Below are 25,398 nucleotides of genomic sequence, written 5' to 3'. Positions count from 1 at the left end.
TCAATGCACATTCATGTTGGAAAACACCTGCAAGGTGACCACGCCAGCCACGATCAGGGTAATACCCAGTACGGCAGGCACGTCGGGCTTCTCACCGAAGACGACGATACCGACCAGCGTTACCAGTACGATACCCAGCCCCGCCCAGATGGCGTAGGCAATACCCACCGGCAGCGTGCGCAGCACCAGGCTCAAAAGGTAGAAGGCCACTCCGTAACCCACCACCACCAGCAGGCTCGGCACAGGACGCGTAAAGCCCTCCGACGCTTTCAGGGCGCTGGTCGCCACGACTTCTGCCACAATCGCAAGCACGAGATACACAAAGGTCATGGCTGCTCCAGATCGATGGTCAAACGCCATAGCGCCTGGCCACTTTGATCATACTTGGCTTCGAACGGCGTCAGATAATCGCCGCTGGGCGTTACCTGGGCCACCGCCGCCTCGCGACCGGTGACCACCTGTACGGCCTGGGCAAACTCCTCCACGTAGAGGTCCCAGTTCGAGCGCAGCTCCAGCCGCCCACCCAGCGCCAACAGTGTGGGGAAAACCGGGTGACCATGCCAGCGCATTTTCAGGTGGGACGACTTGGGATAAGGGTTGGGATAGAGCAGATAGTGGCGCACGGGCGCCCACTGGGCTTCCCGCGCCAAACGCCAGAAATCCACCAGGTCAGCGCGCACCAGCAGCGCATTGCCCGGCAGCTCGCCGTGATCTCGCCCTAGCCGATCTGCGCTGCGGTCAACGCCGATCACACAGTGATCAGGGAACCTCTGCGCCAAACGGCGGGTCGATAGCCCGACCCCGCATCCTGCATCGATGATCAACGGTGCGGGTTGCTGTCGCCGCCAGGCCTCCGCCTGCTCGAAAGCCAGGCGAGTATGGTCGGCGATGGGTTTGCGCAGCGGATGCGCCAAGGCACGCTCAACGCGCCGCACCACATCCTGGTGTGGGCCCGGTTGATTGGAAGTCACCGATCGTGAGGTGTGCTGCATGACATCCCCTGCATGAAAAAAACGTGATTCTACCAGTCTCCCGGCTGCGCGGCATGACGCCGTTGCTCGCCCGGTGCTATGATCACGCCAGAGTCGATGTTCAAGCTCACTATTAAGTTCAGGTAAGGCGCCATGAAAGGGCCCCCTGGCGATAACTGTCATTAAACACCACCGCACCACGAGGAACCCGGCTTGTCACACTTACCGGTGATTGTCGGCATGGGCGGCATCAATCCCGCCGGCAGAACCTCGGGCCATCAGGCCTTCCGCCGCACCGTGCTTGATGCTTTACCAGCCGATCAGCAGCGCCAGACACTGGAAGGCTTGGCCGCGCTCATGCGTCTTGCCGAGCACTCCGACCATGGATGGCAAGACAGCACAGGCCAGCCTATTGACTCGCCTGCCAGCCTGCTGCGTGAGCAGGTGCTCGACCACACCTTGATCCGTCGGAACGAGGACCCCCGCTTCCAGGCGCCGGGCCTACCTGCCAACCGCCGTGCAGAACTGGCGTTGGCAGAGCCCGTGCGCGTCACCCTGCGCCGTCGGCAACTGCCCGAGCAACTGCCGGAAGGCTGGGAAGTACGCGAGCTGGATGCACGAGAGGTAGAAGTGACCCTGCCGGCAGGCATGCTGGAGGTCCTGCTACCCGATGCCCAGGAACCCAAGGTTCAGGCCGCCGCACAGCTGCCCTCCGGGTTCGACCCGGCCAGCCTGTACCGCAGCGTGCATCATCCGCGCGGGTTGGCCATGGCCATTTTCGGGGCCAGCGACTGCCTCGGCGCCAGTGGCCTTGACTGGGAGACCCTGCGCCAGCAGCTCAACCCTGACCATATCGCCGTCTATGCGGGCAATTCGATTGGCCAATTGGATGACGAAGGCTGGGGCGGGCTGCTGAAAAGCCTGGTCAGCGGGCAGCGCGCAACGTCCAAGCAGATGCCCTTGGGGTATGGGCAGATGCCGGCCGATTTCCTCAATGCCTATGTACTGGGCAGCGTGGGCGGCACCGGCGCGGCCCTGGGCGCCTGCGCCAGCTTCCTCTACAACCTGCGCCTGGGCATCGACGACATTCGCGCCGGACGCCGCCGAGTGGTCATGGTCGGCACCGCCGATGCGCCGATCACCCCCGAGATCATCGAAGGCTTTCGGGCCATGGGCGCGCTGGCAGACGACGCCAGCTTGAAAGCCCTGGACGCCCTGACCCTGCTCACCGATGCCGACTACCAGCGCGCCTGCCGCCCGTTTGCCCGCAACTGCGGCTTCACCATGGCCGAAGCCAGCCAGTTCGTGCTGTTGATGGACGATGCGCTGGCCCTGGAGCTGGGGGCCGACATTCTGGGAGCCGTCCCTGACGTGTTCGTCAACGCCGACGGTTTCAAGCGCTCCATTTCGGCACCCGGGATCGGCAACTACATCACGCTGGGCAAGGCTGCGGCGCTGGTCAGGAACATGCTGGGAGAGACCGCGCTCAAGGAGCGTACCTATCTGCATGCCCATGGCACCAGTACGCCGAAGAACCGCACCACGGAATCCCATGTATTCGATGAGATTGCCCGCGCGAACGGAATCGAGCAGTGGCCGGTGGTAGCCATCAAGGCGTTCATTGGCCACTCCCAGGGCTCTGCGGCGGGCGATCAACTGGCCAGCGCACTGGGCAGCTTCGCCCACGGCCTGCTGCCGGGCATTCCCACCCTGGATGCAGTAGCCGATGACGTCTATGCCGAGCGGCTGCGCTTTTCCACGACGCCCCAGGCGTTCAGCGCCGATGCGGCCTTCATCAACGCCAAAGGGTTTGGTGGCAATAACGCCACCGGCGTGGTGCTGTCCCCCCAGGTCACCGAGCGGCTGCTCCTCCAGCGCCATGGCAGCGCTGCCGTGGAGGCCTGGAAAGCCAAGCGGGAAACCGTGCGTGCCCAGGCCGCCGCGTATCTCAGCCAGGCGGACAAGGGCCACTACGCCCCGCGCTACCAGTTTGGCGAAGCCGTGCTGGAAGGCCCGGAGCTGGATATCCAGGCAGACCGCATTCATATCCCCGGCTACCACCAGGCGGTATCGCTGAACGTCGACAACCCGTTTGGCTCACTGAACGGCGAGGGGCAGTCATGAGCGCCCCACGCCGCAATATCGCGGTCTACCCCGGCACCTTCGACCCCATCACCAATGGCCACTTCGATCTCATCGAGCGGGGTGCGCGCATGTTCGATCAGGTGGTCATCGCCGTGGCGGCCAGCCCCGGCAAACGCCCCGCCCTGGAGCTGCCGACCCGCATTGCGCTGGCTCAGGAGGTGTGCGCCTCGCTGGAGAACGTGTCGGTGATCGGCTTCTCGTCGCTGCTCACCACCATGATGCACGAACAGGGCGCGACGATCATTCTGCGCGGCCTGCGCGCCGTCTCGGATTTCGAGTACGAGCTACAGCTGGCCAACATGAATCGCGCCCAGAACCCCGAGCTGGAAAGTGTCTTTCTGACGCCTGCGGTGGAAAACTCCTACATCTCTTCGACCATCGTGCGTGAAATCGCCAAGCTGGGCGGCGATATTTCAGCACTGGTGCATCCGCAGGTCGCAGAGGCGCTGCGTAAGCACTACACTGGTTAACCATCGCTATTGTTGAGTAAAACACTCGGGTATATCACCGCCCGAGTGTTCCGCCATTCGTGAGGTATGCCCATGGCCCTGATGATTACTGACGAATGCATTAACTGCGACGTCTGTGAACCCGAATGCCCCAACGATGCCATTTCTCCCGGCGAGGAGATTTATGTCATCAACCCCAACCTGTGCACCGAGTGCGTTGGCCACTTCGACGAGCCTCAGTGCCAGCAGGTTTGCCCGGTCGACTGTATTCCTCTGGACCCGGAACGTCCCGAGACTCAGGAACAGCTGATGGAGAAGTATCGCATCATCACTGCAGCCTGACCCGTGCGTATCTGGGCGTTAGCCTGGCCCATCATCCTCTCCAACATCACCGTCCCGCTGCTGGGACTGGTGGATACCGCCGTGGTGGGCCACCTGCCCGACCCCCGCTACCTGGCAGGCGTCACGCTGGGGGCCACCCTGTTCAGCTTTCTCTATTGGGGCTTCGGGTTCCTGCGCATGGGCACCACTGGCCTGGTGGCGCAAGCCATGGGGCGCGATGCACCAAGCGATGTACGCAACCTGCTGGGCCAGTCGCTGATCATCGCCGCCGGGATTGGCGTGCTGCTGATCCTGCTGGGCTCCCCCTTGATCTCGCTGGGGCTGTGGCTGCTGGACGGCAGCGCCGAGGCCACCCCGCTGGCCCGGGAATACGCTGAAATCCGACTCTGGTCGGCCCCTGCCGTGCTGGCCAACTATGCCATCCTGGGCTGGTTTCTGGGGCAGCAGAATTCCCGAGTGACGCTGATGATCCTGCTGCTGACCAACGGTGTGAACATCCTTCTGGACGTTTGGTTCGTGGTGGGGCTGGGCATGACCAGTAACGGCGTTGCGCTGGCCAGCGTGCTGGCCGACTACAGCGCGCTGGCGTTTGGCGGTTATCTGGTGATGCGCCAACTGGGGCTTCTCGAGGGCCACTTTCAGCGCCAGCGGCTGCTGGCATGGAACGCCTATGCGGCGCTGTTCAATGTCAACGCCAACCTGTTCGTGCGCACACTGGGGCTGCTGTTCGCCATGGCATTCTTCACCGCTCAGGGGGCTCGCCAGGGGGATACCGTGCTGGCCGCCAACGCCGTGCTGCTGCAGTTCATCATGCTGACCAGCTACGCTCTGGATGGCTTTGCCCACGCCGCAGAATCGCTGGTGGGCAGAGCCTACGGGCGCCGTGATTGGCCAGCATTCGCCGCCACCGTCCGGGCCACGGCACGCTTCTCCTTCTGGACCGCCGGGGCCGCCGCCCTGCTGTTTGCCCTGTTCGGCAACCAGCTGATTGCCCTGCTCACCGGGCTGGAAGAAGTGCGCGCGGTGGCCGCCGTCTATCTGCCCTGGATGGTGCTGATGCCGTTGATCGCCGTGTGGAGCTACCTGCTGGACGGCGTTTTCATTGGCACCACCGCCGTCAGCCAAATGCGTAACAGCATCTTTGCCGGGCTGGCCGTCTACCTGCCCTGCTGGTGGTGGCTGCAGGATGCTGGCAATCATGGCCTGTGGCTGGCACTCACCCTGTTCACCGTGACACGTTCGCTGGTGCTGATTCTCTATTACCGCCACTACCGGCGCACCCGGTGGTGCGACCATCCAGCTCGCTAAGCTAGCGTTGAAGCCCACAACGGGCGGCTTTGGCCAATTACGCTAACGTGAGCTTGAGGGGGCCGCTCCGTGAGTCGTCGAGGGGTGAAAATTATGCCGCACCGCCGTATATTAGCCGCGCACTTCCTAATAACGAATAAAGAGAGCACTCCATGCTAAAACTCATCTCGAAACCGGCGGTCAAGCTGGTCGAACGCTATTTACCCGACCCGTATATATTTGTGCTGCTGCTGACACTGGTAGCGGCGGTAGCGGCCATCGCCGTCGAGCGACAAACGCCCCTGGCCGTACTGCGCATGTGGGGAGATGGCTTCTGGGGACTGCTGACCTTCTCCATGCAGATGCTGCTGGTGCTGGTCACCGGCTTCATGCTGGCCAGCTCGCCGCCGGTCAAGCGCATCCTGCAGAAAATTGCCGGTACCGCCAAAACGCCGGGCGGGGCCATCATTCTGGTCACCCTGGTCTCTCTGGCCGCCAGCTGGATCAACTGGGGCTTCGGCCTGGTCGTCGGGGCCCTGTTCGCCAAGGAACTGGCCCGCCTGATCAAGGTGGACTATCGCCTGCTGGTGGCCAGCGCCTACTCCGGCTTCGTGGTCTGGCACGGCGGGCTCGCAGGCTCGGTGCCGCTCACCATCGCCACCGAGGGGCATTTCTCTGCCGATCAGATCGGCGTCATCAGTACCAGCTCGACGATTTTTGCCTTCTTCAACCTGGCCATCGTGGTGTGTCTGTTCATTGCCGTACCGTTGGTCAATCGTCTGATGCTGCCGGATGAAAAGGACAGCGTGTATGTAGACCCCAGGCTGCTGGATGACGAGCCCGAGCCCGTCGGTCGCATTACCCGTCCTGCCGAAAAGCTCGAAAACAGCATGCCGCTGGCCCTGCTGGTGGGTGTACCTGGCCTGCTGTTCTTGCTGGACCACTTCCTGCTGCGCGGCGGCAGCCTAAACCTGAACGTGGTGAATTTCATGTTCCTGTTCCTGGCGATCGTGCTGCACCGCACGCCGCGCAACCTGCTTACCAGCCTGAACGAAGCCATCAAGGGCGGCGCGGGCATCGTCATCCAGTTCCCTTTCTATGCGGGTATCATGGCCATCATGGTGCAGTCGGGCCTGGCGCAGAGCATGTCGGAGTGGCTGGTCTCGTTTGCCACGGCTAACTCGCTGCCGTTCTGGTCGTTCATCAGCGCCGGTATCGTCAACCTGTTCGTGCCCTCCGGCGGCGGCCAGTGGGCCGTTCAAGCACCGGTCATGCTACCGGCAGCCGAAGCACTCGGAGCGGATATCGCTCGGGTCGCCATGGCGGTTGCCTGGGGCGACGCCTGGACCAACCTGCTGCAACCCTTCTGGGCGCTGCCGGTACTGGCCATTGCCGGGCTCAAGGCCAAGGACATCATGGGCTTCTGTCTGATCCAGCTGTTCATTACCGGCGCGATCATCTCGATAGGGCTGGTCTGGTTCTAAGCCACCCGCTACGCTGTTGACCACCCGCCCCACTCGGCCAGCGCGCCAGGGGGCGGGTATTTTTTGGCTTTCACAAGGTGATCTCCATGACCGACACGACGCTTGAACACAGCCCACTGCCTGGCCAGCACGAACTGTCCATGACGGTCCTGATGACCCCCGACATGGCCAATTTCAGTGGCAAAGTGCATGGCGGTGCTATCCTGAAGAAGCTGGACGAGGTGGCTTATGCCTGTGCCAGCCGCTACTCGGGCCACTACGTGGTGACGCTCTCGGTGGATCAGGTCCTGTTCAAGCAGCCCATCCATGTGGGTGAGCTGGTCACCTTTTTGGCCAGCGTCAATCACGTTGGCCGCTCCTCCATGGAAATCGGCATCAAAGTGGTGGCGGAAGACATTCGCGCCAAGCTGATACGCCACACCAACAGCTGCTACCTGACCATGGTGGCCGTGGACGAGCAGGGCAAACCGGCTCGCGTGCCGCCGCTGGCACTGGAGACGCCGCTACAGAAGCTGCGCTTCGAAAAAGCCGCCCTGCGCAAGAAGCTGCGCAAGCAGGCCGAACAGGAAGAGGAGCGGGCCCAGCAGCATCACCGGCAGCGCTAGTCGCTGCCCTATTCGTCATGACAAGGAGTCACCATGCCCATCAGGCGGCGCTACCCCCATCTGCCCAAGGGGGTCGAATACGCACATATCGGCTGGGATTTGCTGATCCTGACGGCAGTGGCCGTCAATTTGGGCCTGCTGCTGTTCGACTCGCTGTTTCTGATCGAGCCGCTCAATCAAGCCTTCGCCGCCATGGCCCCGAGCGCCCATGCGGCCTACGACACGACGATCCATAGCCGCTTCACCACCATCGACCTGATGTTTGTCGGCCTGTTCGTGGCCGATGTCCTGCTGGGCTGGACGGTGGCCATCGCCGAACGGCGCTATCACCGCTGGTTTTTCTACCCGTTCGTCCACTGGTACGACGTACTGGGCTGTATTCCGGTGGGCGGTTTCCGGCTGCTGCGCATCCTGCGTGTGGTGTCGCTGCTGCACCGCTTGCATCGGCTTGGTCTCATCACGGTCACCCAGTGGCCGCTCTACCGCTTCTTTGCCAAGTATTACGACATTCTGCTGGAAGAACTCTCGGACCGTATCGCTCTGCGCCTGCTGGGCAACGTTCAACAGCAGATCACGTCCAACGACTCCCTCTCGGAGCGGGTCATCGAGCGGGTCATCATGCCGCGCAAACGCCAGCTGATCCATGAGATCACCCAGCGCCTGGAAGCCACCGCAGGGCAGGCCTATCAGCAGAACCGCAGCGCCATCCAGACCGCCATCAGCGAGCTGGTCAGCCGTACGCTGCGCGAAAGCCCGGAGATCCGTCGCCTGCAGCGCCTGCCCATGGGGCACGCGGCATCCAGCGCCCTGGAAGCGTCGCTGAGCGGCGTTGCCCAGCGGCTGGTGGACGAGATTGCCCAACAGCTGCACTCCCCGGCCTTTCGCCGACTGTTGGAGCAGACCGCCGACAGCGGCTTCGATAGCTGGCTGCAGGTCGACCAGGGTAGCCAGCAGGTAACCGAGCAGGTGCTGCTGGATATCCTGGAGATGCTCAAGGAGCAGGTAGCGCGACAGCGCTGGAAAGATCGTTACGAGTGAGGCGGCTGGCCACGGGCCCTGGCATCAAACGGTGGTGGTGGCCAGCGGCGGCTGCGCCAGGCTGGCACGTACGGTGTTCAGCGCCGACACCAGGGCGGTCTGGTCCGGTGCTGCACCGATACAGATGCGTATGGCCTGAGGTGCCGGGGCACTGCCCACGCAGAAAGGCTCGGCGCTCTCCACCTTGACTCCCTCCTGCTGAAGCCGCGTACACAGTTCCAGGGCACGCACGCCCTCGGGCAGCGCCAGCCACACATTGCTTCCCGATGGCCGACGGCCCAGGGCATAGCCTGCCAGGAGCTGTTCGGCAAGCGTCTGGCGGGCCGTCAGCTCACCGGTTTGCCAGGCCAGCAACTCGCTGGCCGCTGGCTGAGCAATCCAGTGGCAGACAATATCCACCATCAGCGGCGGCACCATCCAGCTTTGCGCCCGCACCCCCGCCGCAAGCCGCTCCAATAGCGCTGGCGGCGCACGCAGTACGCCGATGCGCAGCCCGCCCGCCAGCACCTTGGCCGTGCTGAACACGAACAGCGTGCGCTCCGGGGCCAGCTGGTAGAGCGGCGTACCGCGCTGCTCTACCGGCAGGTACTGAACGCCATCTTCCAGTAGCCATATATCGTATCGCCGGGCTAGCGCCACCAGCTGGGTGCGGCGCTCTTCGCTGAGGCAGGTGCCCGTCGGGTTGTTCTGATCGGGGGTCAGATAGATCAGCCGTGGCGGCTGGCGCGCGCACTGCGCCTCCAGCGCTGCCATGCTCATGCCCTCCTGGTCGAAGGGGATACCGACCATTTTCAGATGGGCCTGCTGCGCAGCGCTGATGGCGCCGGGATAAGTCAGGGCGTCGGCGGCGACCAGCTCGCCGGGGCGCAGCAGGGTGCTCAGCACCAGGCTGATGGCATGCTGCCCACCCTGGGTCACCAGCAGTTCGTCGGCCGCCAGGGCCATGCCAAGCCGGCCCAGCCAGCGTGCCAGCAGCTGGCGATGGTGCTCGCTCCCTTGCGCCCCGGAGTAGGTAATTCCGCGTTTCAGCACGTCCGGTTCGCTGCTCAGGGCCTGCAGCGCCGTACTCAGCGCCTGGGCTCTCAATGGATGGGGCGGCGGCAGGCTCAAGCTGAGGTCGGTCAGACCGTTCTCCCGCTCATGGAGCGTATCGAAGACGTGGCGAGCTTGGAGCGGCTTGACATAGGTGCCACTGCCCACCCGGGCCGTGACCCAGCCGCGGTGCTCTGCTTCGGCATAGCCGCGAGTGACCGTACCTACCGTGACGCCCAGCGCATCGGCCAGATGCCGCTGAGGTGGCAAGCGCGTACCGGGCACCAGCTCACCCCGCTGGATGGCCTCTCCGATGGCCAGCGCAATGGCGCGATAGCGAGGACCGCTATGCGAATCGATATGTGGCACCCAAATTGTCATGGTGACAATAAAAACCTTTGACGGTGATCAAGGGGCAATTATGCTGGAAATCAGGCAGGCAAAACAACTCAAACCAAAAATTGTATGGGTACAAAATGAACAGTGAATGGCTAGTATTGGGCCCGGCAGCGCTTTACATGATGTCCATGACACTCACCCCAGGGCCTAACAACCTCATGCTGACCGCCTCCGGGGCCAACTTTGGCTTTCGGCGCACGCTGCCTCACATGTGGGGCATTCTGGGCGGCTGCTTTTTGCTGTTCTCGGCCATAGCGCTGGGGCTTGGCGTACTGTTCGAACGCTTTCCCGTGGTGCAGAACCTGCTGCGCTGGGCAGGCAGCGGCTACTTGCTGTACCTGGCCTGGAAGATCGCCACGGCACCGCCGCCCAACCTGAACCGCCAGCAGCGCAGTGTGCCGCTCACCTTCTGGCAGGCTGCCATGTTTCAGTTCGCCAATCCGAAAGCGTGGGTGATGGGACTGGCCCTCATGGCCAGCTTTTTGCCGCAGAGCGGGCAGCCCGTGGTGAACGCCCTGGTATTGGCAAGCTTTGCCGAACTGGTCGCGCTACCCTGCATTGCCCTCTGGGCCGCGTTTGGCAGCGCCATCGGGCAATGGATCAAGAGCGACCGGGCATGGCGGGCCTTCAACATCACCATGGGGGTGCTCACCGCTGCCTGCGTATGGCTGATACTGCGTTAGCCGCAGCGCACGGCCTCGATCAGTTCGTCACTGCCCAACACAATGTTCAAACGATCTTCCCGGTAATCCATGGTCGCCGCGCTGTCAGGCCGCAATACCCGCACATGCCGGGAACCGCTCTCATCGCGCAGCGCTTCGACAAGGGCTTCGTCGAAAGGCGAGCCAATGGCATGGGCCACGGCATCGGCATCACAGACCGCCTCGGCGTCCACCGGCGCGCTGCCGACCACGGGAGGTTCGGGAGCTGGTTCACTGGGAGCCTGGGACGTGCAAGCGGCCAGCAGCAAGGCAGCCAGCAGCGCCGTCAGGGCACGTGTATGTCGGAAGGTGAAACGGGGAAGTGGCATGCGTGTTCCTCAAGAAAAGCGCTTGATGGTCGTCCTCTAAAAGCAAGGGTCAGGCATGACTGCCTGACCCTTGCTTGCTCAAAGCCCGCCTTGATCAGCTAGCGGCATCCTGAACGGCACGACCACCTTCCTGAACATCCTGGCCTGCGCCTGCCACGGTATTACAGCCCGCCAGCGCACCGGCAGTGATCAGCAGGATAAAACTTGTCGCCAGTAATTTTTTCATCATGTTCTCCTTAACAAGTGATGTCGCCTTCGAGCCTCCCTTCGTCGAGAACGAAGCGGCTTCCGTCTTAGCGTAACAGATTTTCGGTATTTCGCCTGCTATGCTGCAGCCTTGAACCTACGCTTGCCATCAAGCCCCACCTGGAGACGTCACTTGGCCGACCTGATTCTCGACCCTCGCCTGGAAGCAGACACTTTCCCACTGGCCGACTTGCCCCTGTGTCGTGTGCTGCTCATGAACGATGCCCGTTACCCTTGGGTGGTGCTGGTGCCCCGCGTCAACGATGTCAGCGAAGTCTTCGAGCTAAGCGACACAGACCAGGCCCAGCTGTGGCGAGAAGCTTCGGCCCTAGGAGCGGCCATGAAAGAGGCCTATCACGGCGACAAACTCAATATCGCCACCCTAGGCAATGTGGTGAGCCAACTGCACCTTCACGTAGTGATCCGCTACCGCGACGATGCCAGCTGGCCAGCCCCGGTATGGGGCAACGGCACGCCTGAGCCGTATGAGCTTCCCGGCCAGGGCAAGCAGCGTGAACAGCTGCTCGCCCTGTTCAATGGCTTGAGCGTCTAGGCTGCCTCAGCCGCCGGGCAGTACACTGCGACTCGGCGGCTCGCTCAGCAGCGGGCCGCTGGCAGGCTGCGCTGCTCCCGCCAACGACAAGGAGACGCCCAGCGCCACGATCAGCGCGCCCCCCGTGAGGGCGACCCATCCCGCGACTTTCTCCACCACTTGCTGGCTCTGCTGTCGTTCCAGCCGCCGTGTCGCCCAGCCCCGCGCCACGATACTGGCCATGGCCAGCGCCGAAACGGTGATGCCGGTACCGAGCGACATGACCAGCACCGAGGCCACCCCCACATGGAACTGCCCCAGCAGGCTGGCAGCCCCCAGCATCAACACGGCCCCGGTACAGGGGCGCATGCCAATGGCCCCCACCGTCATCAACGCAGTACGCCACTCCAGCGCCTGCTGTGGCTCGATATGGTGGGCTCCGCCGCAGCAGTGGGCATGATCGTGGCTGTGGCTGTGGCTGTGGCTGTGGCTGTGGCTGTGCTCATGATGGTGGGGCTCGGCCACCGGCGCCTGCGCACGATGGGCGTGGCGCAGTTGCCTGATGGCACGCCAGCATAGCCAGATGCCCAGCAGCGCCACCAGCAGAAAGCTCGCCTGCTCCACCCAGACCACGCTCCCCATGGCCTGCCGAGTGACCCATCCCAGCCCGTGCACCAGCACCACGACCATGACGATGGCCGTCACACCCTGCAGCAAGGAAGCCGCAAACGACAGCCCCAGTGCACGCCGGGTCGCGCCCCCATGGGAAGCCAGGTAAGTGGCCAGCACCGCCTTGCCATGACCAGGCCCCGCAGCATGAAACACGCCATAGGCGAAGCTGACTCCCAGCAGCGTCATCCACGCACCCGTAGACGGCGTGCGGGAGAGTTCCGTGATGGCCAGCGTCAGGCTGCGATGCAAGTCGCGCTGCCAGCCCAACAACTGATAGCTGACGCCCTGCAGATTGCTTTGCACGACCCAGACTAACAGGATGGCACACAGAATACCGCCTGCTGCCCAGGCCAACTGTTGTCGTGTTACCGGCATCCTCCCTCCACGGCAAAAAAGTTATAAAGTAACAAATTGATATACGATAGCAGGCGTCTGCGTCAGCGGCAATCCACCCTGCCGGTCTCGGCAAAGTGGCGGCCCAGGCCCGGCTCACCCTCTTCGTCCACGTCCAGCAGGGCTGCCTGCAGCACCAGTTCGGGGTCTGGATCGGCCGCGATGATGCTCAGCTCGCAGGCGGGCTCGCCATTCAACACCAGCGCCCCCTTGCTGGGGCCATCGTTATCGGCCTCATGCACCACTTCGATGTAATAGGTAGGGTCAAAGACCTGGTACTCCAGCACGTTGCCTTGCAACGGCTGAGGGCTCTCCAGGGGCAGTATGAACATGAAGGTCAAACGGCCATCCCGCTCCATGGCGGTATACTCCGTCACCTCGCCAAAGGCCAGGCGCTGGCGGTTGATACGCAGCTCGGTAAAGTAGTGCTGGGGCACCAGATTGTCGCGGATATCGCTGCCCAGCTGGTCCAGGCCCTCTTCCAGCGACGCGCCGGGCACCTGCTGCAGCTCCTCGAACACCACCAGGCTGTAAAACGGATCCATGCGCCAGGTTTGATGCACGCCAGTGGCCTCACCCGCCTCGTTGGTGATCACGCGCATGCTGAGATCGATCCAGCCATGGGGGTGCGCCCATACGTTACCACTGGCCAGCCCAAGCCCCATGCCCAGGGCAGCTCCTTTCATCCACCCCCAGCGTTTGGCTGTTTTCCACGTCACGGTAACTCTCCTAATCTGCTTTGCAACTCCACCAGCCACGGGTCCAGCACGTACGGGGGAATCGGCTGGCTGCCGCTGAGCGCAGATACCCGCACCAGCGTGCCGCCGCCCGATTCGCTCACTTGAAGCTGCAACCGGTAGCCGGGCCAGCGGGCCAGCACCGCTTCCGCCCGCCCCAGGGACATATCGGCATGGCGCACCACATACCCCTGTTCGATCATCATCGCGACGGCCTCACGGAACGTCTGCTCGGTATCGGCACGGTAGTGCAGATCGCGGCTTTCCAGCGGCTGCGTCGTTGCACATCCGGCCAGCCACAGCAGTGTGACCAGCGCGGCTCCCCACTTGATGAAACGGCTCATAAGCCCCCCTGCCCCTGGGCCTGTTGAAAGGCTGTTTGAAAGCGTCCGCAAAAGTCATCGTTACTGGCGCTGTAGGCCTCGCGCTGCTCACCGAAGTGATCGAAACGGCGAATGTCCCGAGACAGGCGTAGCTGCGCGTCACTGACCAGCACCGATACACGCTCCACTTCCGTGGGCGTTTGCCCGGCGCCCGCACCAAAACGCCCGCCGACTCCCAGGCCGATGCTGGAGCCGCGTCCCACGCCCATCCCGCCAAACAGCCGGAAGCCGCTGCCGTAGGGGGAGTAATAATCATAACGGTCATAATATCCCACCAGCTCGCGCTCGCGGGAGGCGCTGACCAGGCCAAGCCGAGTGTCGGTGGCGTCCAGGCTAAAGCCCCACGCTTCCAGCACATCGACAGCACGAGTGACCGCCGCCAGGGAGTCGGCTGCCTGATGGACCGGGAATGCACAGGCCGCAGCAGGCCCAGGCTCGGCCTGGGGCAAGCGGTCTGGCACTGTCTGGCAGCCGGCCAAGGCCAGCAGGCAGGTCATGCTGATCGGGATAACCTTCATGTGAATTCCTCTTGCCCTTTGTGCGACTGGTGTGCGGTCCAGCAGCACGCTAAGCTCGCAGGCTAACACGAAAAAGAACGACAATACGCTGAGACAACGTTTCAAGGAGGTTGTGCGATGAATGTACTGCTTTGCCCGGATAGTTTTAAGGATGCCCTGAGCGCCGAACAAGCGGCCCAGGCCATGGCACACGGCATTACACGGGCGGCACCCTCGGCCATCACGCACCTCTGCCCGCTGGCCGATGGCGGCGAGGGCAGCCTGGATGCCTTGATGGCAGCCACTCAGGCAGAGTGTCGCACGCTCACCGTTCAAGATGCCCTGGGCAGACCCCGCCAGGCCCGCTGGGGCTGGCTTGGCGAGCAGCGTACCGCGTTTATCGAGCTAGCAGAAGCCAGTGGCCTGCAGCACTTGAACAGCGACGAGCGCAACGCCCTGCATACCAGCACCCATGGCGTGGGCGAACTGTTCCTGGCGGCCCTGGACGCCGGTGCCACCCAGGCCCTGCTCCTGCTGGGCGGTAGCGCCACCAACGATGCGGGCGCCGGCATGCTGCAGGCGCTGGGGGCCAGGCTGCTCGACCAGCATGGCCAGCCGCTGCCTCCGGGCGGGGCTGCCCTGCAGCAGCTGGCCACGCTGGACCTCTCCACCCTGGACCCGAAGCTGGCCAGCCTGGACGTCACGGCCGCCGTGGACGTGGATAACCCGCTGCTCGGTGAGCGCGGTGCCAGCGCCGTGTTCGGGCCGCAAAAGGGGGCCAGCCCCGACGACGTGGCCACCCTCGACCGCGCTTTGGGGCACTTTGCCACGCTCGCCGTAGAAGCCCTGGGTCGCGATGACCGAGACATGCCAGGCGCGGGTGCCGCGGGCGGCATGGGCTTTGCCGCCAGCAGCTTCTTGAACGCCAGACTCTCGCCGGGTATCGACATGATCATGCAGCAAGCCCAGGTGAGCAGCCTGCTGGCCAAGGCGGATCTGGTGATCACCGGAGAAGGCCGCCTGGATGGCCAGAGTCTCTCTGGAAAGACCCCGATTGGCGTGGCCCGTGCCGCCCAGCGCCTGGGTAAGCCGGTCATCGTGCTGGCGGGCAGCCTGGGGGATGGCTGGCAGGCCTGCTTGAATGAAGGCGTCACCGCCGCCTTTGCCCTGGCCGATGGCCCCATGGGCCTGGAAGACGCCCTGCCGCGTACCGCTGAACTGCTCAGCGACCGCTGCGACAGCATAGCCCGGCTGTGGCTGGCCCACTGAAGGCGGCGGCCCCCTTGAAAAATCGCCGAGTCGCCAACATCTCTTGATATGTTGCGATGAGTCAGCCGTCGCCAGCTCACCGCCGGTCATGGCAGGCCGCTATGGTGGCGATGCAAAAAACCTGTTTTGCATTGGTCAACCAGGGCCTTAAGCTGGAAAAAACGAAACGATGGAGGAGCAGACAATGGAAGATACCAACAGCATTGGCCTACACGAAGGCAGCGCCAGCCAGCTTGCGGAAAAGCTGAATCATCTACTGGCCAACTACCAGATTTTCTACATGAACGTGCGGGGCTACCACTGGAACGTCAAGGGTAACGACTTTTTCGAGCTGCATGCCAAGTTCGAAGAGTTCTACACCGACCTGCTGACCAAAGTGGACGAAGTCGCCGAACGCATCCTGACCCTGGGACACAAGCCCATCCACGCCTACAGCGACTACATCGCCCTGTCGCGGATTCAGGAAGACAAGGATGTCCACGACGGCAAAACCTGTGTCAAAGGCGTGCTCAGCGGATATCAGACATTGATCGAGCTGCAGCGCGAACTGCTGTCGCTGGCCTCGGATGCCGACGACGAAGGTACCGCCGCTCAGGCGGGCGATTACATTCGCGAGCAGGAAAAGACCGTCTGGATGCTCAACGCCTACCTGGGCAAGTAGGCCTCTCGGCGGCGCACCGCCGAGACACCACCCACGGCACCCTTGCGGTGCCGTTTTTGTTGCCCGCCAATGTTGCTGGGCGGGCATGGCAGATCAGACCTGGCGACTGGCCGAGTCGGCGGTTTGCCTGGCCAGGGTTTCGATCAGGTCACGCAGCATGGCCCAGAACTCCGCCACGGAAGCAATTTCGACGCGCTCGTCCGGTGAGTGAGCCCCGCGAATCAAGGGCCCGAACGAGATCATGTCCAGATGAGGGTACTTGCTGCCCAGAATCCCGCACTCCAGCCCGGCATGAATGACCTTCACCTCTGGAGCGTGGCCCATCAGCGCCGCATGGCGAGTATTGAAGGTGGCCAACAGCGGGCTTTCCGGGTTGGGCGCCCAGCCTGGGTAACCATTTTCGACCTTTACGCGGGCACCCATCAGCCCGAACAGCGCCTGGAAGCGCCCGGCCATGGCCATCGCTGCGCTGTCGTGCAGCGAGCGCACCAGTGCACAGAGGTGAAAACGTCCCTGCTCCACGCTCAGCACGCCAAGATTGTTGGAGGTTTCGACCACCCCCGGCACATCGGCGCTCATCCGCTCGACCCCACAAGGAGCCGCATGCAAGGCGGCCAGCAGCATGGCGCTGGCGTCGCGGGTCAGCGGTTCGGCCTCGGCAGGGGCCGCTTGCGTAGCCGTCAGCACCAGGCCAGGGTCACCGCTACCCAGCTCCGCCTTGAGCGTTCTAGCGAGGGTTTCCACCGTGGCCAGCGCGGCCTCGACATCGTCGGCGGGCAGCGCCACCTGGGCAAAGGCTTCACGGGGAATGGCATTGCGCAGGGTGCCGCCCTGATAGCTCACCAGCCGCGCATCGAAGGCTTCAAGCGCCCACAGCACGCGTACCAGCAGTCGGTTGGCATTGCCCAGCGGCTTGTCGATATCCATGCCCGAATGACCGCCCTTGAGGCCGGTCAAGGAGAGCGAGATGACCTGCTCATCGGGCTGCAGCGCAGCACCAGGCAGTTGGGCATCCACCACCACGTCGGCACCGCCCGCGCAGCCGATATAGACCTGGCCACGGTCTTCACTATCGAGGTTGAGCAACAGTGAGCCCTCGAGCCACTGCTCGGCCAGATTGAGCGCCCCGCCCATGGAGGTCTCTTCCTCCAGGGTGAACAGCGCTTCCAGCGGCCCGTGGGTCAGTTCCGGGTCCTCCAGCACGGCCAGAATGGCAGCCACGCCCATGCCGTTGTCAGCCCCCAGCGTGGTGCCCTCAGCGTGCAGCCACCCCTCCTTGACCACCGTGCGAATGGGGTCCCGCGTGAAATCGTGGGCCTGGCCTGCGTTGGCCTGCGCCACCATGTCCAGGTGCCCCTGCAGGATGATGCCCGGCGCTGCCTCACACCCCGGTGATGCGGGCTTACGGATACGCAGGTTGCCGAAGGCATCCCGGTCATGGGCAAGCCCCAGGCCATCGGCCCAGGCTTCCAGCTTGGCGACCAGCGCTGCCTCGTGGCCCGATGGCCGAGGGGTATTACACAGCGTGCGAAAATGCTGCCACACCAACGTGGGCGCGAGCGCTTCTAGATGTGCGTTCATGGAAACTCTTCGTCATCGATAACCGGGCTACTTTAACCGCTCCTGCCCATCCGAGAAAAGCATCGACGCGGTCATCAGCTGCTGTGTCACTCGGCGCAGTTGCTGCGTGGCTTCGCGCGGGGCATCGGCCAGCGGTTGATTCTGGTAGGCCCAGGCCACCAGCTGCTGATGCGCTAGCCGGGCCTCTCCCAGCGGCGCACGGCTGGCCTCCCGCCCCAGCGCCTGCAAGGCAGCCCGCGCCAGGGCGGGGTCGCGATGGGCATAGGCCACGTCGTGAATCGTTTGTCGCTCCACGGCACTCAGCGGCCGTTCAGGCAGCTCGGACAGCAGCAGCGCCACCACCGGCGCGGGTAAGTCGCGTAGCTCGAAGGCCAATAGCCCCTGCAAAGACGCCACAAAACCTTGCTGCATACTGTGCAATACGGCCTGGCCGATCTCGTTCAACGGTTTGGCGACCATGATGGCATACTCCCCCGTGGCCGCTTCCCGGGTCACGCCCAGGCGCACCGGCGTGAACCCAAGGGCCAGCCAGAATGACAGTAGCCCCGCCTCCGCGCCGAAGGTGGCGCCATACAGCGCCACGCCCTGCTCTGCTGCGCTGGCCATATCGGCTACCAACAGCCTGCGCCCCAAACCTTCGCGACGCCGCTCGGGGTGAGCCGCAATGCGCACCACCCTGCGCCAGCGGGCGGTCAACGCCTCGCGATGCCCTCCGTGAGCCGCCAGGGACTGGGCCAGCAAATGCCCCTGGGGCCGCCGTTGGCCCAGCGCCACCTGTTCGGCCAGCGCCGGGTCAAAGCCGCCCTCCTCCCGAGTGACCAGCACTGCCAGCGGCGCCGTATCGGTGGCCCCCGTGGCAGCAGTCGAGGCGTGCCCCTGGCTTGCCATCACCATGCGCAGCTGCGTGCCGGGGCCATCCATCAGCTGGCGCAAGTCGCTGGGGGTGGTGCGATAGTGCGACTGCACCAGCAGGCCAAACAGCTGCTCCAGCAACGGCTCGTTGGCAGCCAGCTGTACCTGGCTCACGCTGAGGGTCTGCGCGTCGATGAGGCCATGCGCGTGAGCCTCAGGCAGCGGCGCGTTCAGCAGCAGCGCCTGTTGAATGACGCTTTCCAGAGGGTCATTGGCTGCCCAGCGAATCGGGGTGTCCAGGCTCAGCTCCCGCCACTGGGGTGTCTGGCGCTCGAGCACCTCCCGAAAACGCAGCGCAAAGCCCCGGCCAGAGCCCTCGTAACCATGCACCGTCGTGGCAAAGGCCATACGCGGGAACGCGGCCAGCCAGCGGGCCAGCATAGCTGCTGGGAGTGCCGCGGCCTCATCCACCAGCAGCAGCGCCCCGCTGCCTCCCAACGTGCCCTGAGCCAGCTGGGTATCGAGCAGGTCGGGTGGCAAGAAGCACAGCGAGCTTCCCGTGGCAGGCAGCTGCACCTCATGGCCGCGGCGCTGCGCCTCAGGGCACAGCGCCATGACACGCTCGAACAGGCTGTCCACCGCGCTGGCTCTGGGGGCGGTGACCAGTAGCCGCGGGTAGCTCCCCTGTTGCAGCAAGCGCGCACAGGCAATGCCCAGCGCCGCACTTTTCCCGCGCCCTCGGTCGGCCGTGATGACCAGCGGGCGTCGACGCTTGAGCTTGCTCAGGGCCGTGACCGCACGGGCCTGGTCGGGCGTCAGGCAGGCGGGGTCTTCAGGGCGACGTGGCGAGGGCTGCCCGGCGGGCAGCCTGGAAAGCACCAGCGGGCCAGCCACCGGCCAGCGCACCACCTGGGGCGAAGCACCCAGTTGGCGCGCCAAACGTGCCAGGTAAAAGCTGCTCAGCGCGGTCCATTCCCAGGAGTGGTCGGCAAACCGTGCGTAGTTCGGGTCGGGGCGCTCACCCCATGGCTCGGGGGTTACCAGCAGCAGTATGCCGCCCGCCGTCAGGGTGCCGGCCAGCGCGCCCAGGGCATCCGGGTCCAGCCCGTCACGGCCGCTGACGTCCATGACGATCAGCTGATGCTCGGCCCCCAGTCGCGTGCGCGCTTTGGCTGCGGGCAGGCAAGGCGACACGGGGGCTTCCTGCGGGTCGCCCACCCACAATGGCGCTTGCCACGGCTGGGCGTGCCACAGCGTGAGCGCCAGTCGGCGAGCGTGCTCGGCAGGCCCGCTGAGCCACACGAGCCCCCGCCAACGGCGGCGTTGCCAGCGCCGCGCATGGCCCACCAGTAGTGATATGCGGCGGTCATCACTTGCTTCGCTCATCACGCTCCTCAAGGGTCGATTGCTTACAACTTTGGTACAACAAGGCACACATTTTCAACGCTTCAACGCGCCATCCAGACCTACCCAACCGTTTAAATAATGATACAACCAAATGTTTTTAAACAACTTTTACATCAATCGATGTTTCATGGCGTGCGTTAACTTCCTGCAAACTCTGATATTGCGCCGCAGCGGGGGGAGTGTGCTAGCTTAGCGGTACAGCCTTGGTCGCTTTTACTTTACGTAAACGTCAGCCCTGCTCGCTGTGCTTTCCTGCTTTCAGGTAATCAACACTAATAACGCCAACCGCCAAAGTACCAGGAAATTGATAATGAAAAAGACTACAAAATTTTCCTTGACCAGCCTTGCTGCTGGTGTCGCATTTGCCGCTCTCACCACGACTGCTCAAGCACAAGAGCAGTGGACCATGACCTCCACCTGGCCCGAAAACCTCGACCTGATCAAGCTCGATCAGCACTGGGCCGAGCTGGTCAACCAGCTGGCGGGAGACGAAGTACAGATCAACTTCCGCGCGGGCGGTACGCTGATGCCCGGCACGGAAGTGTTCGATGCCACCGAAACCGGCAGTATCGAAGCCGCCGGTGACTGGCCAGGCTATTGGGCAGGCTTGAACCCCGCGTTCTCGCCGCTGGCCACCACCACCAGCCTGTTCAACGCCGTTGACTACATCAACTGGATTCAGCAGTGGGGCGGCCGTGAACTGTACGAAGAGATTTACGGCCAGTACAACATGATGTACCTGCCCTATGCCGCGCTCAACAACGAGTCCGGCTTCATGGGCCGTACGCCCATCGAAAGCATTGCCGACCTGGAAGGCAAGCGTCTGCGTCTCTCGGGCCGAGACCAGGGCCGCGTGCTGGAAGCCCTGGGTGGCTCTCAGGTAACCCTGGCCGGTGGCGAAGTCTATCAGGCCATCGAGCGTGGTGTGATCGATGCCGGTGAATTCGCGACCCCCGGCGTGGATTACAACGCAGGCTTTGCCGAAGTAGCCGACTACTGGGCCACGCCTGGCTGGCACCAGTCCGCCAGCGTCTTCGGTGTCATGATCAACCTCGACGCCTGGAACGCGCTGTCGGAAGAGACCCAGCAGAAGCTGCGTATCGCCGCCGACGCCACCATGGCCTGGTCACTGGCCTGGTCCGAGCGTGAGTCCACCGAGGCCACCCAAAGGTTCATCGATGCGGGCATCACCATCAACCAGTTCTCTGACGAAGACCTGGCCCGTATTCAGGAGATCACCAACGAGGTCATCGTGCGCGGCGCCTGTGAAAACAGCGACCACGCCAAGGTCTACCACTCCATGGTGACCTACCTGGAAGACTACGCCAAATGGCGTGACATCTCGGCTCCTTTCAACATGAGCCGCACTATGGATAACCTGCCCTCACTGGAAGAGATCGAAGCCTGCCTGTAAGGCGTTTCTGCACCGCCCCGGGCTGCCCGGGGCGGTTTTGTGTGCTGACCGCGGAGATCTTCCATGAATGCGATTGCCAAGGCGATCGATGCAATCAATGAGCTGTTTGGGCGATTGATCGCGCCATTGATTGCCATCATTACCCTCATCGTCCTGTACGACATTGCGTCACGCTTTTTCTTCGGCCGCCCCAGCAACTGGGCGTTCGATGTTACCAAGATGCTGTTTGGTGCCCACTTCATGCTGATGGCTGCCTACGGCTTGCGCCACCACGCCCATGTCGAGGTCGACGTGTTGAAACGTTTGCTGTCACGCAAGCGTCAGGCCCTGATCGAAGTCGTGGCCTACGTGATTTTCTTCGTTCCCTTCATCTGGATGCTGCTGACCTACGGCTGGCGCTTCTTCGAACGCTCCTATACCCGGGGTGAAACCACCTACGGCATGGTGTCGATTCCCGTCTACCCGATCAAAGGCGTTATCGTGGTGGCGGCTGCCCTCATCCTGCTGCAGGCCATTGCCATCGTACTGCGGGCCATCATGCAGTTGCGCGAGGAGAAATCAGCATGAACCTGAGTCCTGAACTGCTGGCGCTGGTGATGTTTGGCGGGCTGCTGATCGGCCTGTTCATGGGTCATCCGCTGGCCTTCGTGCTCGGCGGCGTCGCCGTCATCGGCGCTTTTCTCGGCCCTGGCGAGCGAGTGCTGGGCACCCTGATCAACAACATCTTCGGCAACGCCATGGACAACTACGTGCTGGTTGCCATACCGCTGTTCGTCCTGATGGCACGGTTTCTCAACGATTCCGGGGTCACCGAAAAGATGTTCGATGCCATGCGCCTGCTGCTGGCCAACCTGCGGGGCGGGCTGGCGCTGACCGTGGTCATCGTCTCTGTCCTGCTGGCCGCCACCACCGGTATCGTGGGCGCCTCCATTGCCGTCATGGGCATGATTGCGCTGGTGCCGATGCTCAAGTATGGCTACAACAAGGAGCTGAGCACCGGGGTCATCATGGCCAGCGGCTGTCTGGGCATCCTGATTCCACCCAGCATCATGCTGATCCTGATGGCCAGCTACTCGCCGGTATCGGTAGGCGCTCTGTTTGCAGGGGCGATGATTCCCGGCCTGATGCTGGGGGTGATGTACGCGCTCTACGTACTGCTGATCTGCTACTTCAAGCCCTCCTATGGCCCTCCGGTACCCAAGGAAGAGCGTGCGGAAGTCAGCACTCGGCAACTGCTGATCATGCTGGGCAAGTACGTGGTGCCGCCCATGTCGCTGATCCTCGGGGTACTCGGCGCGCTCTTCACCGGCGTGGCCACCGCTACCGAGGCCTCGGCCATCGGCGTGTTCATTGCCTTTATCCTGTTTTTGATCTTTGGTGATCGCCGGGTCTCCACCTGCTTCAAGACGCTGCTGGAAGCAGGCAAGACCACTACCATGGTCATGCTGGTGCTGGTGGGCGCGACGGCCTTCACCGGGGTGTTCTCACGGGGCGGCGGCATGCAGGTGATTCAGGACCTGCTGCTGGCCATGCCGGGCGGCACCACCGGCGCGTTGATCATGATGCTGTTTCTGGTGTTCGTTCTGGGCATGTTCCTGGACTGGACGGGCATCGTCCTGCTCAGCTTCCCGATCATGCTGCCCATCGTTCAGCAAATGGGCGTCGATCCACTGTGGTTCGTGGTGATGGTGGCCGTAGTGCTGCAAACCTCCTTCCTCACGCCACCGTTTGGCTATGCGCTCTTCTATCTGAAAGGGGTTTCACCGCCTGGGGTAGAGATCGTCGACCTTTACAAAGCGGTCGTTCCCTTCGTGGCGCTGATCCTGCTGGCGTGCGTATTGATGTCGTTCTTCCCATGGCTGGTCACCGGCCTGCCACGCATGCTGCTGGGCTAAACTGACGCCCTCGCGTTGCCGCCTTGCCGGGCAAGGCGGCAAACTTCATGAAGATGACGCAACACCACGCCCCGTTGCCGGGGCGCTGGCCCTTACGATGGGCGTCACCGGCAATACTTTCCGCTCCCCCGCGACCTGCCCACTGGCGATTTGCGCCAGCAGCAGAGCCACCGCCTCGTCCACCATGGGCTCGACCGGCTGTTGAACCGTGGTGAGCCGATAGCTCGGCCAGGCCGCCATGGGGATATCGTCGAACCCCACCACCGCCACGTCCTCAGGCACGCGCAGCCCCAGCTCGCCGCTGAGCGTATCGATCACCGCAATGGCCATATGATCATTGGCAGCAAAGACTGCATCCGGGTAGGGCGCCGCCTCGAACAGCTTGCGGGTCGCCGCCTGGGCTGTCGCGAAGTCATAGTCACCGCATGCCTCGCCCCAACAGCTGACACCCTGCGCCGCCAGCGCCGCCATGAAGCCATCACGCCGCTGGCGACTGGTAGAAGAGTCGGCAAGCCCGGCCACCAGCGCGATGCGCCGATAACCGCCAGAGACCAGAAACTCACCCACCCAATAGCCTCCACGGTAGTTATCGCTGGCGACCTGGCTGACCCCCTCGAAAGCCACCGTACGGTTGATCAACACCACCGGAATCCCACGAGCGAGACACTCGCTGGCCAGCGAAGAGGAAAGCGTCGCCGCCAGCATCAGAATGCCGTCTGCCTGGCTCTGCAGAATGTCCGCCATGACGCCCGCCGTCTGCTGCTCGTTGCTGCTCATGAACAGCAGCAGGTGATAGCCATGCTGCTGAAACCGCCGCGCGGCATACTCCAGCATCTGGGCGTAGAACGGGTTGTCCAGCTGGGTCATGACGACCGCGATGGTGCGCGACGAGCGCGTAATCAAGGAGCGGGCGATGGCATTGGGGCGGTAGCCCAACTGCTGGGCCGCCGCCAATACCTTTTCCCGGGTCTGGGGGGCAATGCTGGCGTGGGGAGAGAAGCAGCGACTGACCGCCGACTGCGACACCCCCGCCAGTTCTGCCACTTGCCGTGACGTCACGGGCCGTTTTTTCATGCTCATCCTCTGGTTGGTCGCAAGGCCCCGGCACCCGCCGCGCTAGGCGTGTTGACGCTGATGGGCCATCAGCGCCATCAGGCGGCGGTCACGCCAGGCCTGGCGTTCGGCCAGCTGTGCTTCCGACAATATCTCGCGACGCTCCTGCGCCAGGCGTTCGAGTGTTTCGGGCTCCCAAGGGTTGGCCGCGCTGCGCTGGGTATCCACGTCACGGTAGAGCGGGCCATAGCGCCCGGCGTAGTCCACGACACCGGCTGGGGCGTTCAGGTCGATGGTCTCGAAAGGCCCCATGAACGACCAGCGCAGGCCCAGCCCGTGTTTAACCGTTTTATCCAGGTCCTCGGCGGACACATAGCCATCACGGAAGAGGCGCAGCGCTTCGTTGAGCAATGCGCCCTGCAGCCGATTGAGAATGAACCCCTGCACCTCACGCTTGACCAGAATAGGCGCCTGCCCCACTTCCTGCATCAACACCAGGGTACGCTCGACCACCGCTGCATGGGTCTGCTCCGAGGGTGCGACTTCCACCAGCGGCACCAGATACGGCGGGTTGACGGGGTGCGCCACCAGACAACGCTGCGGATGCTGCAAGTGGCCCGCAAACTGCGACGCCACGATACCTGACGTGGAGCTGGCCAGGATCGTGTCAGGCGTCACGACGCTTTCCAGCTGGCTGTACAGCGCTTGCTTCAGGGCCACGTTCTCCGGCCCGCACTCCTGCACGTACTCGACGTCCGCCACGGCGCTGGCAAGGTCAGCGCAGTAGTGGATACGCGCCGCGATGACCTCCGGCTGGTCGATCAATCCGGCGTCCTGCAGGTCGAACAGCGACGCCATCACGAGCCCCTTGGCCAGCGTCAGCTGCTGCTCATCCACGTCATGAAGCCTTACCGTGACGCCCGCTCGGGCAAAGACGATCGCCCACCCACGCCCAATCAATCCCGCGCCAATGACGGCTACCTGTGTACTCATGGCCACTCACCTCATGTGATTTTATTGTTCT

The 25,398-nt window shown here is 63.4% G+C and carries 27 protein-coding genes; 14 read left to right on the top strand and 13 right to left on the bottom strand.

Annotation, left to right across the window (positions count from 1 at the left end; all coding sequences use genetic code 11):
* A complete protein-coding gene (locus tag IE091_RS13935) occupies positions 1 to 330 on the bottom strand; it encodes a DMT family transporter (protein WP_039182888.1) in 330 nt (109 codons plus the stop codon).
* Positions 327 to 992, bottom strand: coding sequence for a tRNA (guanine(46)-N(7))-methyltransferase TrmB (trmB, locus tag IE091_RS13930; RefSeq protein ID WP_096921488.1), 666 nt, complete (start codon positions 990 to 992; stop codon positions 327 to 329). The genes IE091_RS13935 and trmB overlap by 4 nt, the downstream gene beginning before the upstream one ends.
* A 219-nt stretch (positions 993 to 1,211) precedes the next feature.
* Here trmB and IE091_RS13925 point away from each other — a divergent pair, with 219 nt between their 5' ends.
* From IE091_RS13925 to IE091_RS13895, 7 genes are all read left to right on the top strand, one after another.
* Entirely contained in the window at positions 1,212 to 3,095 is a 1,884-nt protein-coding gene (locus IE091_RS13925; RefSeq protein ID WP_039182882.1) for a beta-ketoacyl synthase, read from the top strand.
* Complete coding sequence (gene coaD / locus IE091_RS13920; RefSeq protein WP_189463903.1) at positions 3,092 to 3,586, top strand: pantetheine-phosphate adenylyltransferase; 495 nt, start codon at positions 3,092 to 3,094, stop codon at positions 3,584 to 3,586. The genes IE091_RS13925 and coaD overlap by 4 nt, the downstream gene beginning before the upstream one ends.
* Positions 3,587 to 3,658: 72 nt before the next feature.
* Positions 3,659 to 3,907 carry a YfhL family 4Fe-4S dicluster ferredoxin gene (locus IE091_RS13915; protein WP_039182874.1) on the top strand — a complete coding sequence of 83 codons (249 nt, stop codon included), beginning with the start codon at positions 3,659 to 3,661 and terminating at the stop codon, positions 3,905 to 3,907.
* Positions 3,908 to 3,910: 3 nt separating this feature from the next.
* Positions 3,911 to 5,215, top strand: a complete 1,305-nt coding sequence (locus tag IE091_RS13910; protein ID WP_096921491.1) for an MATE family efflux transporter — start codon at positions 3,911 to 3,913, stop codon at positions 5,213 to 5,215.
* Positions 5,216 to 5,367: 152 nt separating this feature from the next.
* Positions 5,368 to 6,678, top strand: a complete 1,311-nt coding sequence (locus IE091_RS13905) for a short-chain fatty acid transporter (protein ID WP_096921492.1) — start codon at positions 5,368 to 5,370, stop codon at positions 6,676 to 6,678.
* Positions 6,679 to 6,764: 86 nt separating this feature from the next.
* On the top strand, positions 6,765 to 7,283 hold the full coding sequence (locus IE091_RS13900) for an acyl-CoA thioesterase (RefSeq protein ID WP_039182865.1): 519 nt from the start codon (positions 6,765 to 6,767) through the stop codon (positions 7,281 to 7,283).
* 33 nt (positions 7,284 to 7,316) lie between these two features.
* On the top strand, positions 7,317 to 8,321 hold the full coding sequence (locus tag IE091_RS13895; protein ID WP_189463902.1) for an ion transporter: 1,005 nt from the start codon (positions 7,317 to 7,319) through the stop codon (positions 8,319 to 8,321).
* 24 nt (positions 8,322 to 8,345) lie between these two features.
* Here IE091_RS13895 and IE091_RS13890 read toward each other — a convergent pair whose 3' ends face one another.
* A complete protein-coding gene (locus tag IE091_RS13890) occupies positions 8,346 to 9,734 on the bottom strand; it encodes an aminotransferase-like domain-containing protein (RefSeq protein WP_189463901.1) in 1,389 nt (462 codons plus the stop codon).
* Between the two features lie 95 nt (positions 9,735 to 9,829).
* On the opposite strand from IE091_RS13890, the gene IE091_RS13885 reads away from it, so the two are divergent.
* Positions 9,830 to 10,435, top strand: coding sequence for a LysE family translocator (locus tag IE091_RS13885; RefSeq protein WP_039182856.1), 606 nt, complete (start codon positions 9,830 to 9,832; stop codon positions 10,433 to 10,435).
* Here IE091_RS13885 and IE091_RS13880 read toward each other — a convergent pair.
* Together IE091_RS13880 and IE091_RS13875 are read right to left on the bottom strand one after the other, a co-directional pair.
* Entirely contained in the window at positions 10,432 to 10,782 is a 351-nt protein-coding gene (locus IE091_RS13880; protein ID WP_039182853.1) for an I78 family peptidase inhibitor, read from the bottom strand. The genes IE091_RS13885 and IE091_RS13880 overlap by 4 nt on opposite strands.
* Positions 10,783 to 10,876: 94 nt before the next feature.
* Entirely contained in the window at positions 10,877 to 11,008 is a 132-nt protein-coding gene (locus tag IE091_RS13875) for an entericidin A/B family lipoprotein (protein WP_039182850.1), read from the bottom strand.
* A 153-nt stretch (positions 11,009 to 11,161) separates the two neighbouring features.
* Here IE091_RS13875 and IE091_RS13870 point away from each other — a divergent pair, with 153 nt between their 5' ends.
* Positions 11,162 to 11,581 (top strand): HIT domain-containing protein, encoded by a 420-nt coding sequence (locus IE091_RS13870; RefSeq protein WP_189463900.1) that lies wholly within the window; start codon positions 11,162 to 11,164, stop codon positions 11,579 to 11,581.
* Between the two features lie 6 nt (positions 11,582 to 11,587).
* Here the strand turns inward: IE091_RS13870 and IE091_RS13865 are convergent, their stop codons facing one another.
* The 4 genes from IE091_RS13865 to IE091_RS13850 all read right to left on the bottom strand — a co-directional run bounded on the left by IE091_RS13865 (position 11,588) and on the right by IE091_RS13850 (position 14,263).
* Positions 11,588 to 12,607, bottom strand: a complete 1,020-nt coding sequence (locus IE091_RS13865; protein WP_189463899.1) for a nickel/cobalt transporter — start codon at positions 12,605 to 12,607, stop codon at positions 11,588 to 11,590.
* 62 nt (positions 12,608 to 12,669) lie between these two features.
* Positions 12,670 to 13,311 carry a DUF1007 family protein gene (locus IE091_RS13860; RefSeq protein WP_039182841.1) on the bottom strand — a complete coding sequence of 214 codons (642 nt, stop codon included), beginning with the start codon at positions 13,309 to 13,311 and terminating at the stop codon, positions 12,670 to 12,672.
* 29 nt (positions 13,312 to 13,340) lie between these two features.
* Positions 13,341 to 13,706 (bottom strand): lipoprotein, encoded by a 366-nt coding sequence (locus IE091_RS13855; protein ID WP_016916090.1) that lies wholly within the window; start codon positions 13,704 to 13,706, stop codon positions 13,341 to 13,343.
* Positions 13,703 to 14,263 carry a hypothetical protein gene (locus IE091_RS13850; RefSeq protein WP_081136385.1) on the bottom strand — a complete coding sequence of 187 codons (561 nt, stop codon included), beginning with the start codon at positions 14,261 to 14,263 and terminating at the stop codon, positions 13,703 to 13,705. The genes IE091_RS13855 and IE091_RS13850 overlap by 4 nt, the downstream gene beginning before the upstream one ends.
* Before the next feature lie 117 nt (positions 14,264 to 14,380).
* Here IE091_RS13850 and IE091_RS13845 point away from each other — a divergent pair, with 117 nt between their 5' ends.
* Both IE091_RS13845 and IE091_RS13840 read left to right on the top strand, forming a co-directional pair.
* Positions 14,381 to 15,511 (top strand): glycerate kinase, encoded by a 1,131-nt coding sequence (locus IE091_RS13845; protein ID WP_189463898.1) that lies wholly within the window; start codon positions 14,381 to 14,383, stop codon positions 15,509 to 15,511.
* 184 nt (positions 15,512 to 15,695) lie between these two features.
* Positions 15,696 to 16,172, top strand: a complete 477-nt coding sequence (locus tag IE091_RS13840) for a Dps family protein (RefSeq protein ID WP_081192742.1) — start codon at positions 15,696 to 15,698, stop codon at positions 16,170 to 16,172.
* A 93-nt stretch (positions 16,173 to 16,265) separates the two neighbouring features.
* Here IE091_RS13840 and IE091_RS13835 read toward each other — a convergent pair whose 3' ends face one another.
* Positions 16,266 to 17,753: an aminoacyl-histidine dipeptidase gene (locus IE091_RS13835; RefSeq protein WP_189463897.1), complete on the bottom strand. Its 1,488-nt coding sequence runs from the start codon at positions 17,751 to 17,753 to the stop codon at positions 16,266 to 16,268.
* Positions 17,754 to 17,780: 27 nt separating this feature from the next.
* Complete coding sequence (locus tag IE091_RS13830) at positions 17,781 to 19,991, bottom strand: tRNA(Met) cytidine acetyltransferase TmcA domain-containing protein (RefSeq protein ID WP_189463896.1); 2,211 nt, start codon at positions 19,989 to 19,991, stop codon at positions 17,781 to 17,783.
* Positions 19,992 to 20,322: 331 nt separating this feature from the next.
* Between IE091_RS13830 and dctP the strand changes: the two genes are divergently transcribed.
* The 3 genes from dctP (at position 20,323) to IE091_RS13815 (ending at position 23,321) form a co-directional block, all read left to right on the top strand.
* Positions 20,323 to 21,426, top strand: a complete 1,104-nt coding sequence (dctP, locus tag IE091_RS13825) for a TRAP transporter substrate-binding protein DctP (RefSeq protein ID WP_100731012.1) — start codon at positions 20,323 to 20,325, stop codon at positions 21,424 to 21,426.
* A 63-nt stretch (positions 21,427 to 21,489) separates the two neighbouring features.
* Positions 21,490 to 21,993, top strand: coding sequence for a TRAP transporter small permease subunit (locus IE091_RS13820; protein WP_081192748.1), 504 nt, complete (start codon positions 21,490 to 21,492; stop codon positions 21,991 to 21,993).
* The gene (locus tag IE091_RS13815) at positions 21,990 to 23,321 is read left to right on the top strand and encodes a TRAP transporter large permease (protein WP_081192750.1); all 1,332 of its coding nucleotides are present in this window, start codon (positions 21,990 to 21,992) and stop codon (positions 23,319 to 23,321) included. The genes IE091_RS13820 and IE091_RS13815 overlap by 4 nt, the downstream gene beginning before the upstream one ends.
* 45 nt (positions 23,322 to 23,366) lie before the next feature.
* On the opposite strand, the gene IE091_RS13810 is transcribed toward IE091_RS13815, so the two are convergent.
* Positions 23,367 to 24,395, bottom strand: a complete 1,029-nt coding sequence (locus IE091_RS13810) for a LacI family DNA-binding transcriptional regulator (RefSeq protein WP_081192753.1) — start codon at positions 24,393 to 24,395, stop codon at positions 23,367 to 23,369.
* A gap of 42 nt (positions 24,396 to 24,437) precedes the next feature.
* Positions 24,438 to 25,367 (bottom strand): 3-hydroxyacyl-CoA dehydrogenase, encoded by a 930-nt coding sequence (locus IE091_RS13805; RefSeq protein WP_039182813.1) that lies wholly within the window; start codon positions 25,365 to 25,367, stop codon positions 24,438 to 24,440.
* Positions 25,368 to 25,398: the final 31 nt, after the last annotated feature.

The sequence above is a fragment of the Vreelandella hamiltonii genome (assembly GCF_014651775.1).
Lineage (GTDB): Bacteria > Pseudomonadota > Gammaproteobacteria > Pseudomonadales > Halomonadaceae > Vreelandella > Vreelandella hamiltonii.
The sequence above is the reverse complement of the archived record's forward strand: the minus strand, read 5'-3'. Positions and strand labels throughout refer to the sequence as shown.

Coding starts and splice junctions, on each gene's coding strand:
- IE091_RS13805 (WP_039182813.1), bottom strand. CDS start 25,367: ATGAGTACACAGGTAGCCGTCATTGGCGCGGGATTGATTGGGCGTGGG.
- IE091_RS13915 (WP_039182874.1), top strand. CDS start 3,659: ATGGCCCTGATGATTACTGACGAATGCATTAACTGCGACGTCTGTGAA.
- IE091_RS13835 (WP_189463897.1), bottom strand. CDS start 17,753: ATGAACGCACATCTAGAAGCGCTCGCGCCCACGTTGGTGTGGCAGCAT.
- IE091_RS13875 (WP_039182850.1), bottom strand. CDS start 11,008: ATGAAAAAATTACTGGCGACAAGTTTTATCCTGCTGATCACTGCCGGT.
- IE091_RS13840 (WP_081192742.1), top strand. CDS start 15,696: ATGGAAGATACCAACAGCATTGGCCTACACGAAGGCAGCGCCAGCCAG.
- IE091_RS13890 (WP_189463901.1), bottom strand. CDS start 9,734: ATGACAATTTGGGTGCCACATATCGATTCGCATAGCGGTCCTCGCTAT.
- IE091_RS13855 (WP_016916090.1), bottom strand. CDS start 13,706: ATGAGCCGTTTCATCAAGTGGGGAGCCGCGCTGGTCACACTGCTGTGG.
- trmB (WP_096921488.1), bottom strand. CDS start 992: ATGCAGCACACCTCACGATCGGTGACTTCCAATCAACCGGGCCCACAC.
- IE091_RS13885 (WP_039182856.1), top strand. CDS start 9,830: ATGAACAGTGAATGGCTAGTATTGGGCCCGGCAGCGCTTTACATGATG.
- IE091_RS13850 (WP_081136385.1), bottom strand. CDS start 14,263: ATGAAGGTTATCCCGATCAGCATGACCTGCCTGCTGGCCTTGGCCGGC.
- IE091_RS13900 (WP_039182865.1), top strand. CDS start 6,765: ATGACCGACACGACGCTTGAACACAGCCCACTGCCTGGCCAGCACGAA.
- IE091_RS13880 (WP_039182853.1), bottom strand. CDS start 10,782: ATGCCACTTCCCCGTTTCACCTTCCGACATACACGTGCCCTGACGGCG.
- dctP (WP_100731012.1), top strand. CDS start 20,323: ATGAAAAAGACTACAAAATTTTCCTTGACCAGCCTTGCTGCTGGTGTC.
- IE091_RS13860 (WP_039182841.1), bottom strand. CDS start 13,311: ATGAAAGGAGCTGCCCTGGGCATGGGGCTTGGGCTGGCCAGTGGTAAC.
- IE091_RS13830 (WP_189463896.1), bottom strand. CDS start 19,991: ATGAGCGAAGCAAGTGATGACCGCCGCATATCACTACTGGTGGGCCAT.
- IE091_RS13815 (WP_081192750.1), top strand. CDS start 21,990: ATGAACCTGAGTCCTGAACTGCTGGCGCTGGTGATGTTTGGCGGGCTG.
- IE091_RS13925 (WP_039182882.1), top strand. CDS start 1,212: ATGGGCGGCATCAATCCCGCCGGCAGAACCTCGGGCCATCAGGCCTTC.
- IE091_RS13845 (WP_189463898.1), top strand. CDS start 14,381: ATGAATGTACTGCTTTGCCCGGATAGTTTTAAGGATGCCCTGAGCGCC.
- IE091_RS13935 (WP_039182888.1), bottom strand. CDS start 330: ATGACCTTTGTGTATCTCGTGCTTGCGATTGTGGCAGAAGTCGTGGCG.
- IE091_RS13820 (WP_081192748.1), top strand. CDS start 21,490: ATGAATGCGATTGCCAAGGCGATCGATGCAATCAATGAGCTGTTTGGG.
- IE091_RS13865 (WP_189463899.1), bottom strand. CDS start 12,607: ATGCCGGTAACACGACAACAGTTGGCCTGGGCAGCAGGCGGTATTCTG.
- coaD (WP_189463903.1), top strand. CDS start 3,092: ATGAGCGCCCCACGCCGCAATATCGCGGTCTACCCCGGCACCTTCGAC.
- IE091_RS13905 (WP_096921492.1), top strand. CDS start 5,368: ATGCTAAAACTCATCTCGAAACCGGCGGTCAAGCTGGTCGAACGCTAT.
- IE091_RS13895 (WP_189463902.1), top strand. CDS start 7,317: ATGCCCATCAGGCGGCGCTACCCCCATCTGCCCAAGGGGGTCGAATAC.
- IE091_RS13810 (WP_081192753.1), bottom strand. CDS start 24,395: ATGAAAAAACGGCCCGTGACGTCACGGCAAGTGGCAGAACTGGCGGGG.